13 protein-coding genes are annotated in these 16,467 nt (G+C 56.6%); 7 read left to right on the top strand and 6 right to left on the bottom strand.

Annotated features, from left to right (window positions below; translation table 11 throughout):
- Positions 1-87 precede the first annotated feature (87 nt).
- Both V9K67_RS19850 and V9K67_RS19855 read left to right on the top strand, forming a co-directional pair.
- Positions 88-1,539 (top strand): isocitrate/isopropylmalate family dehydrogenase, encoded by a 1,452-nt coding sequence (locus V9K67_RS19850; RefSeq protein ID WP_336725496.1) that lies wholly within the window; start codon positions 88-90, stop codon positions 1,537-1,539.
- A 108-nt stretch (positions 1,540-1,647) separates the two neighbouring features.
- Positions 1,648-3,024, top strand: coding sequence for a hypothetical protein (locus V9K67_RS19855; protein ID WP_336725499.1), 1,377 nt, complete (start codon positions 1,648-1,650; stop codon positions 3,022-3,024).
- 404 nt (positions 3,025-3,428) lie between these two features.
- Here V9K67_RS19855 and V9K67_RS19860 read toward each other — a convergent pair whose 3' ends face one another.
- From V9K67_RS19860 to V9K67_RS19870, 3 genes are all read right to left on the bottom strand, one after another.
- A complete protein-coding gene (locus V9K67_RS19860) occupies positions 3,429-3,776 on the bottom strand; it encodes a translation initiation factor (RefSeq protein WP_336725501.1) in 348 nt (115 codons plus the stop codon).
- Between the two features lie 16 nt (positions 3,777-3,792).
- The gene (gene nadC, locus V9K67_RS19865) at positions 3,793-4,653 is read right to left on the bottom strand and encodes a carboxylating nicotinate-nucleotide diphosphorylase (RefSeq protein ID WP_336725503.1); all 861 of its coding nucleotides are present in this window, start codon (positions 4,651-4,653) and stop codon (positions 3,793-3,795) included.
- 154 nt (positions 4,654-4,807) lie between these two features.
- Positions 4,808-5,272 carry a DUF4783 domain-containing protein gene (locus V9K67_RS19870; RefSeq protein WP_336725505.1) on the bottom strand — a complete coding sequence of 155 codons (465 nt, stop codon included), beginning with the start codon at positions 5,270-5,272 and terminating at the stop codon, positions 4,808-4,810.
- 125 nt (positions 5,273-5,397) lie between these two features.
- Between V9K67_RS19870 and gpmI the strand changes: the two genes are divergently transcribed.
- The 5 genes from gpmI (at position 5,398) to uvrC (ending at position 12,729) form a co-directional block, all read left to right on the top strand.
- Entirely contained in the window at positions 5,398-6,927 is a 1,530-nt protein-coding gene (gene gpmI / locus V9K67_RS19875; RefSeq protein ID WP_336725507.1) for a 2,3-bisphosphoglycerate-independent phosphoglycerate mutase, read from the top strand.
- 108 nt (positions 6,928-7,035) lie between these two features.
- Complete coding sequence (locus tag V9K67_RS19880; RefSeq protein WP_336725508.1) at positions 7,036-9,237, top strand: TonB-dependent receptor plug domain-containing protein; 2,202 nt, start codon at positions 7,036-7,038, stop codon at positions 9,235-9,237.
- A 148-nt stretch (positions 9,238-9,385) separates the two neighbouring features.
- Positions 9,386-9,931 carry an RNA polymerase sigma factor gene (locus tag V9K67_RS19885; protein WP_336725509.1) on the top strand — a complete coding sequence of 182 codons (546 nt, stop codon included), beginning with the start codon at positions 9,386-9,388 and terminating at the stop codon, positions 9,929-9,931.
- A 385-nt stretch (positions 9,932-10,316) separates the two neighbouring features.
- On the top strand, positions 10,317-10,898 hold the full coding sequence (locus V9K67_RS19890; RefSeq protein ID WP_336725512.1) for a hypothetical protein: 582 nt from the start codon (positions 10,317-10,319) through the stop codon (positions 10,896-10,898).
- A 16-nt stretch (positions 10,899-10,914) separates the two neighbouring features.
- Complete coding sequence (gene uvrC / locus V9K67_RS19895) at positions 10,915-12,729, top strand: excinuclease ABC subunit UvrC (RefSeq protein WP_336725515.1); 1,815 nt, start codon at positions 10,915-10,917, stop codon at positions 12,727-12,729.
- A gap of 243 nt (positions 12,730-12,972) precedes the next feature.
- Here the strand turns inward: uvrC and porN are convergent, their stop codons facing one another.
- The 3 genes from porN to porL all read right to left on the bottom strand — a co-directional run bounded on the left by porN (position 12,973) and on the right by porL (position 16,419).
- On the bottom strand, positions 12,973-14,007 hold the full coding sequence (porN, locus tag V9K67_RS19900) for a type IX secretion system ring subunit PorN/GldN (protein WP_336725517.1): 1,035 nt from the start codon (positions 14,005-14,007) through the stop codon (positions 12,973-12,975).
- Positions 14,008-14,019: 12 nt separating this feature from the next.
- Complete coding sequence (gene porM / locus V9K67_RS19905; protein WP_336725518.1) at positions 14,020-15,570, bottom strand: type IX secretion system motor protein PorM/GldM; 1,551 nt, start codon at positions 15,568-15,570, stop codon at positions 14,020-14,022.
- 81 nt (positions 15,571-15,651) lie between these two features.
- Positions 15,652-16,419: a type IX secretion system motor protein PorL/GldL gene (gene porL / locus V9K67_RS19910; protein WP_336725520.1), complete on the bottom strand. Its 768-nt coding sequence runs from the start codon at positions 16,417-16,419 to the stop codon at positions 15,652-15,654.
- Positions 16,420-16,467: the final 48 nt, after the last annotated feature.

Below are 16,467 nucleotides of genomic sequence, written 5' to 3' on the forward strand. Positions count from 1 at the left end.
TGGGTAAAAGTAAATAGTTTATTGAAGACGCCAACCTCTCATTGTATAATCCACCATATATTTGAAAAGCAAAAAATTATACCAAATATGAAAATAGCAGTTGCCAAAGGAGATGGAATTGGTCCGGAAATCATGGACGCCGTACTTAACATATTCACCGCCAACAAAGTAGAGCTTGAATACGACTTTGTGGACATGGGGAAATGGGTTTTCGACAAAGGATTTTCCAATGGCATGACTCCCGAGGCCCAACAGAAAATTGAGGAATTGGGGATACTTTTCAAAGGTCCCATGGAAACTCCGAAGGGCAAGGGCGTAAAAAGCGTAAACGTTACCGCCCGAAAAACCTGGAACACGTACGCCAACAAACGCGTCTTCCAGACCCTGCACGGCGTGGACACCGTTTTCTCGAAAGCCGGAGTACCGATCGATGTAACGATCGTGCGCGAAAACATCGAAGATACCTACGGAGGCATTGAGCATATGCTTACTCACGATGTGGCGTTAAGTCGGCGATTTATCACCCGTCCCGGAAGCCTGCAAGTGATCAAATACGCCTTCGAAATGGCGAAGAAAAAGAACGCCCGCCGCATCACCTGCGGTCATAAGGCCAACATCATGAAGCTGACCGACGGCCTGTTCCTGGAGTGCTTCTACGAAGTAGCCAAAGACTATCCCGAACTGCAGGCCGACGACAAGATCGTGGACGACCTGGCCATGAAGCTGGTGGTGCGCCCCGACGAATTCGACGTGATCGTGCTGACCAACCTGCAGGGCGATATCATGTCCGACCTCTGCGCCGGCCTGGTCGGCGGCCTGGGCTTCGCCCCTTCCGCCAACATCGGCGACCACATCTCCATCTTTGAAGCCGTACACGGCACTGCTCCCGATATTACCGGTAAAAACATCGCCAACCCCACCGCCCTGCTGCTGAGCGGTATCGCCATGCTGCGCCACCTGGGCTTTATGGAAAATGCCGCCGTTATTGAAAACGCCCTGCTGTATACCCTGGAACAGGGCGTACGCACCGGCGACTTCGGCGACCGCAGCAAGCCGGCCCTGAATACCACCGAATTCGCCGATGCCATCATCGCCAACTTCGGCAAAAAGCCGCAGGTGGGCGCCAAAGAGGTGCTGCCCAACAAACCCATCACTCCCACCGTGTTCAAGCTGGAGCAAAACGCCATGATGGTGTCCCAGGAAGAAGCGACCGAAAAGATCGTGGGCGTGGACATGTTCATCGAAAGCAGCGAACAACCCGAGGTGATCGCCCAGAAATGCCAGCACCACGGCGGCAACAAGTTCAAGCTGATCAACATCAGCAACCGCGGTACCCAGGTATGGCCCACCGGCTCGCGCTTTACCAACCTGGTAAACCTGTACAACGTGCGCTTCGAAAGCCTGAACGAACAGCCGCTGACCCAGCTGGATGTGGTCGGCCTGTACATCACCCTCTGCGGCGACTTCAAGATCTCTTCCTTTGAAATGCTGAATATGTGGGGCGCCAAGAAAGCCTACAGCCTGGCACAAGGACAATAAGCAGTTTACCGTTTTTAGCGTATAGGGCCTGCGGGATATTTCCCGCAGGCTTTTTTTTTCCGCCCGGCAGGCTTACCTTTCGTAGGATTTTACCAACCGCTACTTATTATGAGAACGATCTGCCTGCTCCTGCTGTTGCTGTCCGGCAACGGCGTTTTCGCCCAGAATTATTTTGAAGAGGTCCCTTTTGCCGAGGCCCTGCAACAGGCAAGGGAAAAGGGCAAAATGCTCCTGGTACGGTTCGATGCGGGAGCAAAAGGCTATGGCAATGAAATCACCGAGAAAAGCATGTCCGATAAACAGCTGTCGGAAAAACTGCAGCGTACGTTCCTCTGCCTGAAGATCGGCGAAAAACACCCCGACCGCCCCTGGCTGTACCGCCGGTACAACATTACGCTGGGCTGCCTGTTTTTCGACCCTTCCGGGATCGTGGTCTATAAAATCGAAGGCGCCAGCTCCAGTCCAGACTTTTATATGAAGCATATAGAGGCGGCCCTGGTAACGGCGGGCGAACCGCTGAAGCTCAACCTGCTGGAAACGGAATACACCAATGGGAACCGGCGGCCGGACTTTTTGGAAATGCTGCTGTTCAAAAGAAGAGAACTGGGCATGGTCACCGACTCGCTGCTGGAAGAATACACCTTCCTGTTGCCTCCCGACTCCCTGCGCTCGGTGCGCACGCTGCGGGTGCTGTACCAGATGGCGCCGGTCCTGGAATCCAAAGCCAGCCGGGCCCTGAATGCCGACAGCCTGCTGTTGAAAAATACGGCCGGGCAGTTTTCAACGACCGAGCTGTATTGCCTGAACGCCGAGATCATCCGCAAATCGCACACCCATGCTATACGGCGCCGGAATGAAGCCCTGGCACTGCGGGCAGGCGTCCTGGCCACCCGCCTGCGCGCACAACCGGTGCCGGCCACCAAAGAAGCGTTACGCTGGTCCGGCTTGTTTCCGCACGGGTATGAGTCGGCCCGGCTGTTCTATTACCTGGGCATTCGGGACACGGCCCGCGGCTTTGCCCTGGCAACCGAGTTTTACCGGAACTATTACCAGCACCTCTCCCCCGATTCCGTAAGGGCGGGCGACTCGCTCGAGCGGGTGCGCCTATTCACCAGCAAGACCATAAAGGCGGATACGATCTGGAAGGACAATAAAATGAGGATCCATAGAAGTATCGCCTATGTTTCCCAAGCCAGCAACTTTTCCAGCGAGCTGAACCAAATGGCCAGCCGGTACTACTACCTCACCAACGATCCCGTGCGCCTGTCCGAGGCGGCCGGATGGGCCAAAAGAGGGCTGGACTTCCTGGCACACTCCTCGGCCTATAACCGGTATGCGCTCCTGCTCTATAAACTGGGCCGGCAGCAGGAAGCCCTGGCACAGCAAACCTTGGCCATTGCCGACCTGCAAAAAAAGGGGGAATCAGCCCATTTGTTTCTGGAGCAACTGGAAAAGATGAAACGGGCCGAAGCCCGGATCGAATAATACCCATTTAAAGTAGGTTGGCCGGGGAGTACCGGAAGCCCGACAGGGCTTCACTGTGCATAGCCCCGGGTGTAACCCGGGGTCAGCAGTAGTACGCCACCTCAACCCCAACGGGGTTAATTGTGGGACCCTCAAAAAAACAAGCAGTCCGGGACCCGGAAGGAACTCCGAAGAATCCTTCGAAACTGAAAACTGCTGTAAATCGAACAGGACACATTCAACCCCATCCGGGGTTGCGGTAACGAACTACGGCTGATCCCGGGTTTCACCCGGGGCTATTCACAGTGAAGCCCTGTCGGGCTTCCGGTTCTCCCCGGCCAACCTACTTTAAATGGGTTATAAGGTCTATAAAAACAAATCCCCCGTCTTCCGGAGACGGGGGATTTGCTTTTATAGAAAGAATACTATCCTATTTTTTTGGAATTCTTATAACCGTTCTTCAGCAGCCACTGCAGCACCTTTTCGCGCTGGTCGCCCTGGATGATCACCTCGCCGTCCTTGGCCGAGCCGCCGGTACCGCAATAGTTTTTCAGCTTCTTGCCCAGGTCTTCGCGGTCCTCGTCCGTACCAACGAAGCCTTCCACCAGCGTTACGGTCTTGCCGCCGCGGTGCTTGGTTTCGAGGCGCACCTTCAGCTTCTGCTGCTGCGGCGGCAGGGTTTCCTGCGCTGCGTTTTCCTCTTCTTCAAAGCGGAAGTTGGGGTCGGTGCTGTACACGAAACCGTTCTTATCCCCCTTATTTTTCTTGCTCATATTGATGGATTACCGGTTAACGAATCACTGCTTTCAAACTCAGGTCCAGGCTTTGGGCCTGGTGGATCAGGCCGCCTACGCTGACGTAATCCACGCCGGTCCGGGCATAGCTTTCAATGGTGTCGAAGTTGATGCCGCCGGAAGCTTCGGTCTCGAACGCCCCGTCGATCAGGCGCAGGGCCTCGGCGAGCTGCCCGGGGCTGAAGTTGTCGAGCATCACCCGGAATACCTTGCTGCGGCCCACCTGCAACACTTTCTCCACGTCGGCCAGCGAGCGGGTCTCCACCTCGATTTTCAGGTCGGGGCGGTTGTTCTGCACGTAGCGGTGCGCCCGGTTAATAGCTTCTTCCAGGCCGCCGCAATAGTCGATATGGTTGTCCTTCAGCATGATCATGTCGAACAGCCCGAAGCGGTGGTTGACGCCGCCGCCGATGCGGACGGCCTCTTTTTCCAGCAGGCGGAAGTTGGGCGTGGTCTTGCGGGTGTCGAGCAGCCGCGTCTTATAGCCTTTCAGCTTGTCGGTATAGCGGCGGGTGAGGGTAGCGATGCCGCTCATGCGCTGCATGCAGTTCAGCACCAGCCGTTCGCACTGCAGGATGGTGTGCACCGAGGTTTCCACTTCAAAGGCCACCTCGCCGGCCTTCATATCGTCCCCGTCCTTTTTATAGCGGGAAAAGCGGGCCGAAGGCTGCTTGTAAAGAAACACTTTCTCGGCCACGTCAAGGCCGGCCAGGACGCCGTCCTGCTTGATTTTCAGGATCGCCTTCCCCCGGGCATCGGCGGGAATACAGCAAAGGGTGGAGTGGTCGCCATCGCCCACATCTTCTTGCAAAGCCGCATCAATCAGTTCGTGCAGGTGCTCGTCGAAATTCTTCATGCTACAAATTTAGAAGTTCACGAGTTTACAAGTGCACGGGTTCACAAGTTCGGGGGGAGAGAGTTCCTGGGTTAGGAGTTCCCTGGCTCGCAGGTTTTGCGGGTTGCGGGTGGGTTCGATTGCCTATTGCCTATTGCTTATTGTCCATTGTCCGCTAAGCGGGCTGAAACTGGATGGCCTTCACCGACTGGCGGCCGTTCTTGGTTTTCATGAAGATGGTGGTGCGGTAGGCGCCCGAGCGGGTTTGCAGGTTGCCGATGCAGAACTGGTTGTTGCTGTTGCTGCCCCGGTGCTTCACCTCGAAGGTGAGCACCTTGTTGTTGGCGAAAAAATCTTTCAGGATGACGAGGGCCTGCGCCCGGCTGTAGGTATCGCTTTTGCCGGGAAGGGTGATCTCCACGTCGTCTTCAATGTATTTGGCCATTTCGTCGGCTTTGCCGGTACGCAGGGCCTCAATGACGTCGTCCAGGCCGTATAGCGGCACCTCCACCCTTTCGGTAGCGGGGCCGGGCAGCCCGAACGTATTTTCCTCCGTCCCGCCGACCAGCGTCCCGAGGGGACTGAAGCCGCCCAGGAGAAAGACAAGGGCCACACAGCTGAATAATATGATTTTTTTCATAAGTGCCGGGGACTTTGCCTGCCCTAGGCGAAAAGTGTGCCATACAACACTCATTTCCCGATATGATGTTAATAATAATCAAAAAGTTTTTCATTTTCATAGCTTTGCCCCTCAAATCATCATTTATGCCGAACCGTAAAGTCATTCTTGTGATCATGGACGGGTGGGGTCTGGGCCAGGTTAAGTCCTCCGACGCCATCCAAAACGCCAACGTTCCGTTCGTACAATCCTTATACTCCAAATATCCCAACGCCACCCTGACCACCTGTGGTGAGGCCGTAGGGCTGCCGGAAGGCCAGATGGGCAATTCCGAAGTAGGCCACCTGAACCTGGGCGCCGGCCGCGTGGTGTACCAGGAACTCCAGCGCATCAACGTTGCCATTCGTGAAGGCATCCTCGGCCAGAACCCCGAGCTGCTGGCCACGCTCCGCTATGCCCGCGAAAGCAAAAAGCCCCTGCACCTGCTGGGACTGGTGAGCGACGGCGGCGTGCACTCCCACATCAACCACGTGAAAGCCCTGCTCGACGTTTGCCAGGCCAACGGCCTGAGCGAAGTGTACCTCCACGCCTTCACCGACGGCCGCGATACCGACCCGAAAAGCGGCCTGGGCTTCATCAAGGAACTGGAAGACTATGCCGGCCAGACCGTAGGCCGCATCGCCACCGTCAGCGGCCGCTACTATGCCATGGACCGCGACAACCGCTGGGAACGCGTACAGCTGGCCTACGACGCCCTGGTAAAAGCCCAGGGACCCACCGCCACCTCCGGCGTAGAAGCCGTACAACAGGCCTATGCCCAGAACGTTACCGACGAATTCATCAAGCCGACCGTGATCACCGAAAACGGCCAGCCCGTGGGTCCGATCAGGGAAGGCGACGCCGCCCTCTGCTTCAACTTCCGCACCGACCGCTGCCGCGAAATCACCAAGGTGCTCACCCAGGCCGACTTCCCCGACTTCGGCATGCACAAGCTGGCCCTGTACTACACCACCATGACCGAGTACGACTCCACCTTTACCAACGTGCACGTGGTGTTCGAAAACGATAACCTCAATAAAACCCTGGGCGAGGTGCTGCAGGAAGCCGGCAAAAACCAGATCCGCATTGCCGAAACCGAAAAGTACCCGCACGTCACCTTCTTCTTCAGCGGCGGCCGCGAAGAAACCTTTGAAGGCGAAAAAAGGATCATGGTGCCTTCCCCCAAGGTAGCCACCTACGACCTGAAGCCCGAAATGAGCGCCATCGAGCTCACCGACGCCATCGTTCCCGAGATCGAAAGCGAAGTGCCCGACTTCATCTGCCTCAACTACGCCAACGCCGACATGGTGGGCCATACCGGCGTATTCGAAGCCGCCGTCAAAGCCGCCGAAACGGTGGATAAATGCGTGGAGCGCGTGGTGACCGCCGCCCTGCAACACAACTATACCGTGTTCCTGACCGCCGACCACGGCAACGCCGACTACATGGTCAACGGCGACGGCAGCCCCAACACTGCCCATACGCTGAACCTGGTGCCCCTGTTCGTGATCGACAACAAGTGGAAAGGCATCGTGAAACCCGGCAAGCTGGGCGACGTGGCGCCCTCCATTCTTAAGATGATGGACCTCCAGGCCCCGGCCGAAATGACCGGCAACGTCCTGGTGGACTACGATTAATTAAGGGCAATGGATAGCGGCAACGGGTAACCGAAAATTTCCCGCTTTTGTAATCCCCTATCGTCCTGACAGGCAGGTGTGCAGGCGTTTTTTCATTAGATTTAGCCAATGAAGAAACCCTTGCACGCCTGCCTTTTTATTTTGCTGGCGGCCGGCGCCTCGGCCCAGGACTCCCTTACGCCCAAAAGCCTGGACGAAGTGCTCATTTATTCCGGCAAATTCTCGGAACACCGGAAATACGTCGTCCAGAAAGTCGACCTGATCACGGATAAGGACATCGCCGCCCTCAACGCCCAGAATACCGGCGACCTGCTGATCCACACGGGCAACGTGTTCGTGCAAAAGAGCCAGCAGGGCGGCAGCAGCCCGGTGCTGCGGGGCTTCGAGGCCAGCCGCATCCTGCTGGTGGTGGACGGCATCCGCATGAACAACGCCATCTACCGGGCCGGCCACCTGCAGAACGTCATTACCGTGGACCAGAATATGCTGGAGCGGGTGGAAGTACTCTACGGCCCGGCCTCTACCCTCTACGGCTCCGACGCCCTGGGCGGCGCCATCCTGATGCGTACGAAAGCGCCCCAGCTGGCGCAGGCAGGGAAGCTCAAAATTGCAGGATCGGCCTTTACCCGCTACAGCAGCGCCAACGGCGAAAAGACCGGCCATATCGACCTGAACCTGGGCGGGAAAAAATGGGCCTGGCTGCAGGCGTACAACTTCAGCGACTTCGGCGACATGAAGGTGGGCCGCAACGACCCGGACGATTATCCCGGTTTTGGCAAGCGCCCCTATTACGTGGCATCCGTCAACGGCATCGACTCGGTGGTCCGAAACAACGACGACCGGGTGCAGCGTTTTTCCGGCTACCGCCAGTGGGATGGGGCCCAGAAGCTGCTGTTCCGCCCCAGCGAGAACGTAGCGCACCTGCTGAACCTGCAGTACTCCAGCTCCACCGACGTTCCCCGCTACGACCGCCTGCAGGACGTACGCAACGGCAGCCTGCGGTACGCCCAGTGGTACTACGGCCCGCAGCAACGGGCGCTGGCAGCTTACGAACTGTCGGCAGCAAAACCCCTGTTTTTCGACGAAGGAAAACTGGTAGCCTCCTACCAGCACCTCGAGGAAAGCCGCCATACCCGCGAGTACCGCCGCTACGACCGCCTCGACCACCGCTGGGAAGCGCTGGAGGTGGCAGGCCTGACCGTCGATGGCCGCAAGCGCTGGCAAACCCACGAGCTGACCCTGGGCGCGGACGCCCAGCTCAACTGGGTGCAGTCCACCGCCCAACGCGAAAACCTCCTCACCGGTGCCCGCAGCAAGCTCGACAGCCGTTACCCCGACGGCGACAACCGCATGAACTATTTCGGCGTTTATGCCCAGCACCTGGTGAAGCTGGCCGGCGGCAAACTGATCCTCAACGACGGCCTCCGCCTGCAGGCCGTACAGCTGCGGGCAGAAATCCGGGACAACTCTTTTTTTAATTTTCCTTTTACGGACATAGAACAGAACAATACGGCCGTTACCGCTAATGCCGGGGCCGTGTTCCTGCCCTCCCCCCGAACCCGTTTTACGGCCGGTATCGCCTCGGGCTTCCGGGCACCCAACATCGACGACCTGGCCCGGATCTTCGAGTCCAACTCGGCCTCCCGGCAGCTGATCGTTCCCAACCCCGACATCCGGCCCGAATATACCTGGACTTTTGATGGGGGCTACCAGCAGCTTTTGGGCAAAGTAGCCGAGCTGGAGTTCAGCGGCTTTTATACGCGGTTCAGCAATGCCATCGTGCTGGCGCCCTTTGCGTTCAACAAGCAGGACTCGATCCTGTACAACGGCAGCATGAGTAAGGTGTTTGCCAACCAGAATGCCCACAAGGCCTTCCTGTACGGCCTGCGGGGCGGCTTCCGCCTGTTCCCGGCCAAAGCAGTGGAGGTGTACGCCACCGCCAATTACCAGTACGGCCGTATTCAAAAAGCCGGCGGCGACCTCCCGCTCGACCACATCCCGCCGGTGCACGGCAAGGCCGGCATCCGCTGGAAGGGAGCGCCCGTGGAGGCCGAGCTCTACACCCTGTTCAACGGCTGGAAAAAGCTGAAGGACTACAACCCCACCGGGGAGGACAATGCCGCCTACGCCACCCCCGACGGCATGCCGGCCTGGGCTACGCTGAATGCCAAGGTCAACTGGAAGCTGCACGCCGCCCTCACCCTGCAGGCGGGCGTGGAAAACATCCTCGACCGCAACTACCGCTATTTCGCTTCGGGCTTTTCGGCCCCCGGCCGCAATGTAATGGTGGCGCTCAGGGCAGGGTTTTAAGGATAGGTTCCCCTGCGCTCCCGGCAGTCAGGACTGCCGGGAGCTTTTGCCCTGTGGAAAAAATGTTGCAACACCTACGTCTAAAATTGCTTAAATTACAGGTACTGGAGACTAGAAGATGAATGAGGAAGCGATTTTACAGGGTTGTTTGACAAGAGAGCCGTCGGCACAGAAGGCGCTCTACGATACCTACAGTGCGAAGATGATGGCGGTTTGTTACCGGTATGCCCACCACCGCGAGGACGCGGAAGACATGCTGCAGGAAGGCTTCATCAAGGTATTTGCCCAGATCCATACCTTCCAGAACCGGGGCGCCTTCGAGGGCTGGATCCGCAAGATCATGGTCCATACCTGCATCAACCACCTCAAGAAAAACAAGAAATTCAACGAAAGCGTCGACATCATCCACGCCTCGGGCCTGCCCATCCGCGAAGACATCATCCCTTCGCTGATCCAGGCCAAGCAGGTAGTGGAATGCATCCGCCTGCTGCCCATCGGCTACCGTACCGTCCTGAACCTGTATGCCATCGAAGGCTTCTCCCACCGCGAGATCGGCGATATGCTCGATATAGAGGAAAGCACCAGCCGAAGCCAGTACACCCGGGCCAAAGCCCTGCTGGAAGACATCCTGGTGAAAAAGAATATTTTACAGAAACCGAAGGAACCGGTTCTGCTGGCTGCCGGCGGTCAATGATTTCCTGGCTGTTAATGCTGACTGATTATGCAGAGATACCTAATGAACGATAGCCTTGATTTTCCTGACGATAGCCTTGAACAATTTTTAAAAAAGAGTGTCCGTGATTACCAGATGCCCCCCGCTCCCAGCGTATGGAAGGGCATCGCCAAAAAAGTCCCGACCGGAAAAAGCCGGTTGTACCGGGCGTTCTCGCTCTTTTTTTCAATTTTTCTTGCCGGGCCCCTCTTTCCCGGGCGGGAAGGACTGTTGCCCCCTCCTACCGCCCTGAATTCCCGCCCCATCGGCCCGCTGCTGCCCGTGCCCCCTGCACCTGCAGAGGTTTGACGTTTCTTTACCGCCTTTTTTGCCCCTTTTTGCAGACTTTTGCATTTTGAACCACTTTATGAAAAGAGCCGCCGCTTTCCTCACCGTTTTCCTGGCCCTGGCCGCTGTTTCCTGCAAAAACAAAAAAGCAAAGGAAAAGGAAACCTCCTTTTTCCCGGCCCTCTCCTTTATCCGCAGCCAGGTGGCGCATGTCGACACCTCCCTCTACACCATCATGAAGATCGTGCGGACCGACAGCCTGGCCGACACCAGCTACCTGAAACGGGAAGAGTTCCGCCAGGCGGCACAGGACTTTCTGTCGCTGCCCGACATTTCCTCGGGACAGCTGAAAGAGGAATACGAGGAAACCCAATTCTTTGACGCCGACCTGAACCAGGCTGTGCTCAACTACATGCCCAAAGCCGACGACGGAGCGATCCGCCGGCAGGAGGTCATGATCCAGCCCAACCCCGGCGCGGACAAAGTAAGCGCTATCTTTGTGGACCTGGTAAAAACCGACGGCGACAGTACGCTCAAAAAGGTGCTCTACTGGCAGGTAGACAAGCGCTTCCGCGTATCCACCACCGTGGAAAAGCCCGACTTTCACGGCCCTACGCAGACCCTGGAAGTGATCTGGAACGACTTTCCTTCGGCAAAATAATTGTGACTTTTGACTTATGACGCAGACTGAATTTCAGAACATCGCCGCTACCCTTCCCAACCTTCCCGGGATCTATAAATACTACGACGCGGCCAACACCCTGCTGTACGTGGGCAAGGCCAAGAACATCCGCAAACGGGTCAGCTCCTACTTCACCAAGACGCTGGGAGTGAGCTATAAAACCCACGAGCTGGTGCGGCGCATGCAGAAAATCGAATTTACCATCGTCAATTCCGAACAGGACGCCTTCCTGCTCGAGAACTCGCTGATCAAGCAGTTCCAGCCGCTGTTCAACATCAACCTAAAGGACGATAAGACCTATCCCTATATCGTCATCAAGAACGAGCTGTTTCCCCGGGTGTTCCTTACCCGCCAGAAGCTGGAGGACGGCTCGCAGTATTTCGGTCCCTACACCTCCATCGGCAAGGTGCGGGACCTGCTCAACTTCATCAAGCAAACGATCCCCTTGCGCTCCTGCCCGCTGAACCTGACGGAACGCAATATCGAAAAGGGAAAGTTCAAGGTGTGCCTCGAATACCACCTGGGCAACTGCCTGGGCCCCTGCGAAGGCTACCAGTCGCTGGACGATTACAACGAAAACATCGCCCAGCTGAAGAACCTGCTGAAGGGCAACCTGGGCCCCGTAGTCCAGCACTTCAAAAAGGAAATGAAGGGCTATGCCGAAACCCTCGAATTCGAAAAGGCGGCCCTGGTGAAAAAGAAGATCGACTTCCTGGAGAACTACCAGTCGCGTTCCATCGTGGTGAGCACCTCCCTGGGCAGCCTCGACGTCTTTTCCATTGCCCAGGAAGGCGATACGGCCTACATCAACTACCTGATGGTGCAGAACGGGGCCATCGTGCAGACCAAGACCCTGAAGGTGGAGGCCCAGCTCGATGAAACCCGCGAGGAGATCCTGGCCTTTGCCATCGCCCAGCTGCGCTCGACCTTCAATTCGGAAGCGGCCGAGATCGTCGTGCCCTTTGAAATGGAATACGAGGAGCCCGGCACCGCCCTGACCATCCCCAAAGGCGGCGATAAGAAAAAGCTGCTGGAGCTGTCGGAAAAGAACGTGCAGTACTTCATCGACGAGGTCAAGAGCAAAGAGCGGCTGAAGCTGGGCGAGAAGGGCGACCGCAGCTCCGTGCTGCTGCAGATCCAGAAAGACCTCCAGCTCACCCAGGTGCCCCACCATATCGAATGTTTCGACAACTCGAACTTCCACGGCAGCTACCCGGTCTCGGCCATGGTATGTTTCAAAGAGGGACAGCCCAGCAAAAAAGATTACCGCACCTTCAACATCAAGACCGTGGAAGGCATCAACGACTTCGCTTCCATGAAGGAAGCTGTTTTCCGGCGCTACAGGCGCCTGGTGGCCGAAGGGGAGCCGCTACCCCAGCTGGTGATCATTGACGGCGGCAAAGGGCAGCTAAATGCGGCCTGCGAGGCCATTGAAGAACTGAGGCTGACGGGCCGCATGACCTTTGTGGGCCTGGCCAAGAATATTGAGGAGATCTTCTTTGTCGGCGACAAGGAATCGCTGAAGCTGCCCTACGACAGTGAAAGCCACAAGATGATCCGCCGCATCCGCGACGAGGTGCACAACTACGGCCTTACCTTCCACCGCAACAAGCGCAGCAAGGGCACCTTCAAGGATTCGCTGCAGGAGATCAAGGGCATCGGCGCCTCCACGGCCAACCGTCTGCTCAAAACCTTCCGCTCGGTCAACAACATTCGCCAGCAGTCGCTTGAAGAGCTGTCCAAGGTGATCGGCGTGTCCAAGGCCAAAGTGGTCAAGGAATATTTCGAAAAGGAAAAGCCGGTGGAATAGGAATTAAGGAATTGGGGTATTAGGCTATTAGGCTATTATGGAGGAGGATATAAAAAGAAAAGGGGCCAGGATAAAAATCCAGCCCCGTTTTTAAAATCCAATATCCTATGAAAAACCGAGGTAAATGTACAACAATTCGGCCTATCCGGACGTTGCGCCGGCACATTTTTTTAAAGTTAACAAGGCGGGGCAGGGACAAAAAAAATCCCGCCGGCGGCGGGATTTCCAGGTAATAAGGTGGTATTAGTACGACCAGAGGTCCTGCTCGTAATTGAAGATCTTCTCTTTCACGTTCTCGCCTTCCAGCAGCGCCAGGATGGGGTCCTTGACCATTTGGCGGATGTTCCGGTTTTGCGGGTTTTCCATGGTCGACTTCACGATATAGCTGCTGAACATGCGGCTTTCGAACAGCTCTTCCCAGGTCTGGCTGCCATACCCCATGTTCTTGCTGTTGTACACCTCGTGCTTCGCCAGGGTGGGACGCAGGTCGGGATAATACACCCAGAACATAGTGGACGAACCTCGCTCCTGCCCGTTGGGGAAGTACAGGGTTTTTACCGGGGCGATGCCCAGGATCCGTACCACCATGCGGCTGGTTTCGCGGTCGAACACCCACTCTTCCTTGATGCGCAGCTTGGTCACGCCCTTAGAATCGAAGGTGGCCCGGGTCACCACGTATTTTTCAATAACGTTCGGGTCATCCACTTTGCGAACCGCAACCGTATCCGCGCTGCCTACGGTCAACTGGCTGATTTCGCCCAGCGACATCGGCGTGGTAAAGCGGTCGTCGGAGAAGGTGGTCACCTCGCCGGAGTTTACGGCCCGCAGCAGGATGTCCATGAAGATCTGGCTGCCTTCATCGCTTTCCGCCTGGTAGCGGAAGGGTTGGTTCATTTTTTCCCGCAGGTCCAGCTCACGCCAAACCTTTTCCGAGAAAAGGGCGTCGTCCCAGCGGATGTGGTCGTAGGCCAGGGGCACACGCTCTTTGTTGGTAAACGCGCGGTCGTAAATATTGTCCGGGCGGGCCGACTTGCGGATCACCGAATCGGATACACCCGTCGAATCTACCTCGATGGGAATATTGCCGTAGGGGTTATAGCCGGAGGGCGGCGGGGGCGGGGGCACCTGCTCGTTGCCACCCGGGGCAGGCTGGCCCGGCTGCTGCTGGGTTCTTTGCGCATCACCACGGCGACGCGAGGGGCGCTGGGCGCTTACTTCAGTTGCCAGCGAAGCCAGCAACACGAAACACAGGCAACCTTTAAGAATATGTTTTTTCATTATCGGAATGATTTATTTGATGTAATAAACTAAGGAAGGCAGCTTCCGGCTTCTTCCATCAGGACCGGTGGCCCGGATGTTGTCGATCGTCACCATTCTGCCTGCTTTCAAGCCCTGGACAATGGAACGGGCCTTGGCACTCCAGGTATTGCCGGTACAGGGAGCTTCCAGGATATCGCCCTGGTCGTCGTCGGCGGTAAGGGTAAAGCTGGTAACCGAATATTTCAGTTCGAAGGGGAAGTCTTTGATATAAGCGCCCACACCGCCCTGTGCCCGGAAAGCACCGGCATTGACGTTATCACCGCTGGCGAAACCGCCTACAGTGGCCACCGGATCGGGAATGGTACGTACCCGGAAGTCGGAGGCGCCGGCCACCTTACCGCTCACCGATACGGTAATGCGGCAGTTTTCGGTGGGTGAGTTCACACGGGCAATGTACTTGCCGGGACCTACCTTGGTCAGCGAGCCGCCGCCACCGGAAATGGAAGGCTGGATCTGCTCGGCACCGCCGCTGGCAGCGATGGTCACCGGGTTGTCCACGCCAATGTACAGCACGTTCATTTTATCCAGGGCGATCGAAGCGTTGGACTGGCCCACGGTATATTCAATGGTCTTATCAATGGTCTTGGTGGATCCGTCCTGGTCGGTATAAACGATCCGCACCGGGATGGTATGTGCGCCCATGCCGCCGGCAGCCATTTTCAGGCGGGCAGCGCCGTCGGGACCTACAGTAGCACCTTGTCCGCCGATCGAGATCCGGGGAGCGGCGGCCTTGCTGAAGGCGCCTACGCCGGCAGTGATCTCAATTTCCTGGCCGGGCATCAGGTAGCTGGAGCTCTGGCCTACCACCGCTGCATAGGTGTCGAAGCGGACGGCCACTTTACCTACCTGCTCGTGGCACTTGGAGACCACTTTGTTTTCAGTCGTTTTAATATCGTTCTGGAACTTGCTCAGGATGGTAATGGCGGCAACTGTAGGCACCATGCGGAAATAAGCGGCCTCCCAGCTTTTGTTGGACTGGTCCTGTACGCGGGGCATGGCGGTATTCACCAGCACCTGGTTCTGGAACTCCTGGCGGATCACGGGGTCGATGCCCAGTATCTGGGATTTAAACGCCTCCAGCTTTGCCAGCAACTCCTTGCCCTTGCCCTCCTCCACCATGATGCGGGTGGCAATATCCAGATTGTCGGCTTTAAAGGTAGAGTCCCTTTTTCCGTCGACCAGGGGCTTGTTCTGGGGATCGAATTCCGACGCTTTGAGGATCTGCTCTCTCAACCCCTGCACATAATCATAGGCGTCCTTGCTGATGGCACGGGCCTGCTGGGCCTTGGGATACCAGTAATTGGCCTTGGCGGCAGAGGAAGGATCCGACTTCTTTTCATTCAGTGATTCGATGATTGCATCCGTGGAGTAATTGATGGCCTGGTTGGTATTGATCAGGCTGTCATCCACGGTCCGGAAGGCGTTCAGGATCTCCGCCGATACATTCAGTGCCAGCAGGGCTGTCAGCACCAAATACATCAGGTTGATCATTTTCTGTCGTGGCTCTTTAGGTAGTGCCATAAATTATTTGCGATTTACAATTTTGGTTTACGGTTTAGGTCTCAAAATGCAAAGCAGCCGGAACAGGCGCTGTTGCCGGGCTTAGCGGCCCTGCATAGCGGTGAGCATGTTGCCGTAGATGCCGTTCAGGCGGCCGAGGTTGCTGGCCAGGGCAGCTACCTGCTCCTGCACTTTCTTGGCATCGGCCGAAGTGGTGGTCATCACGGTAGCTGTTTCGGTCAGCTTGCCGTAAAACTGGTTCAGGGTTTTGAGGTGGTTGTTGCTTTCCTGCAGCTCCAGCTCATAAATGGTATTCAGCGAACCCAGGTTCTTGGTGAGCACCTGGATCTGGTCGTGGAAGGTGCGGGCGCTGTCGGAAGCGGCATTGAAGGCGTTCACGGAATTGGCGGCGCCCACGTAGGCATCTTTCACCTGGGTCAGGGCCTGGGTGACTTCCTTGGTGCGCTGGGTATAATCGCCGGTAACGGCCACCACGTCGGTGATATTGTTCATATTGGTGATGGTGGTGTTCAGCTTTTTAAAGTTCTCGCCCAGGCGGTTCAGGTTGGCAGGGGTGATATCGGCTTCCATCAGGGCCTTGTCCATCTTGCCCAGTACATTGGGGGCGGCACCGGCTTCCGCCAGCACCTCTTCGCGGTGCGAGGAATCCTTAACAGCGGGATAAATGAGGTATAAAACGCCATAGCCGAGGAAAATGATGGCTTCCGCGCCCAGGCCGAACTTCAGCCAGAAATCGGCGTCGGGAGCGTGCAGGATCTTTCTTAAGGCGCCCCAGATTACAAAAGCGGCACCAAAGGAAACCAGGACGTCAACGAACTTACTTACTTTAGGGGGAATTGCGGCTGCCATAAAAAATTGATTTTTAAAAGAAGGTTTAGGTTAAATGTGATTTGAAAT

Source organism: Huijunlia imazamoxiresistens (assembly GCF_037132455.1).
Lineage (GTDB): Bacteria > Bacteroidota > Bacteroidia > Chitinophagales > Chitinophagaceae > Flavisolibacter > Flavisolibacter imazamoxiresistens.

Bases quoted from the DNA above. Each gene is read 5' to 3' on its own strand.
- V9K67_RS19850 (WP_336725496.1), top strand. From the start codon at position 88: ATGAAAATAGCAGTTGCCAAAGGAGATGGAATTGGTCCGGAAATCATG.
- V9K67_RS19855 (WP_336725499.1), top strand. From the start codon at position 1,648: ATGAGAACGATCTGCCTGCTCCTGCTGTTGCTGTCCGGCAACGGCGTT.
- V9K67_RS19860 (WP_336725501.1), bottom strand. From the start codon at position 3,776: ATGAGCAAGAAAAATAAGGGGGATAAGAACGGTTTCGTGTACAGCACC.
- nadC (WP_336725503.1), bottom strand. From the start codon at position 4,653: ATGAAGAATTTCGACGAGCACCTGCACGAACTGATTGATGCGGCTTTG.
- V9K67_RS19870 (WP_336725505.1), bottom strand. From the start codon at position 5,272: ATGAAAAAAATCATATTATTCAGCTGTGTGGCCCTTGTCTTTCTCCTG.
- gpmI (WP_336725507.1), top strand. From the start codon at position 5,398: ATGCCGAACCGTAAAGTCATTCTTGTGATCATGGACGGGTGGGGTCTG.
- V9K67_RS19880 (WP_336725508.1), top strand. From the start codon at position 7,036: ATGAAGAAACCCTTGCACGCCTGCCTTTTTATTTTGCTGGCGGCCGGC.
- V9K67_RS19890 (WP_336725512.1), top strand. From the start codon at position 10,317: ATGAAAAGAGCCGCCGCTTTCCTCACCGTTTTCCTGGCCCTGGCCGCT.
- uvrC (WP_336725515.1), top strand. From the start codon at position 10,915: ATGACGCAGACTGAATTTCAGAACATCGCCGCTACCCTTCCCAACCTT.
- porN (WP_336725517.1), bottom strand. From the start codon at position 14,007: ATGAAAAAACATATTCTTAAAGGTTGCCTGTGTTTCGTGTTGCTGGCT.
- porM (WP_336725518.1), bottom strand. From the start codon at position 15,570: ATGGCACTACCTAAAGAGCCACGACAGAAAATGATCAACCTGATGTAT.
- porL (WP_336725520.1), bottom strand. From the start codon at position 16,419: ATGGCAGCCGCAATTCCCCCTAAAGTAAGTAAGTTCGTTGACGTCCTG.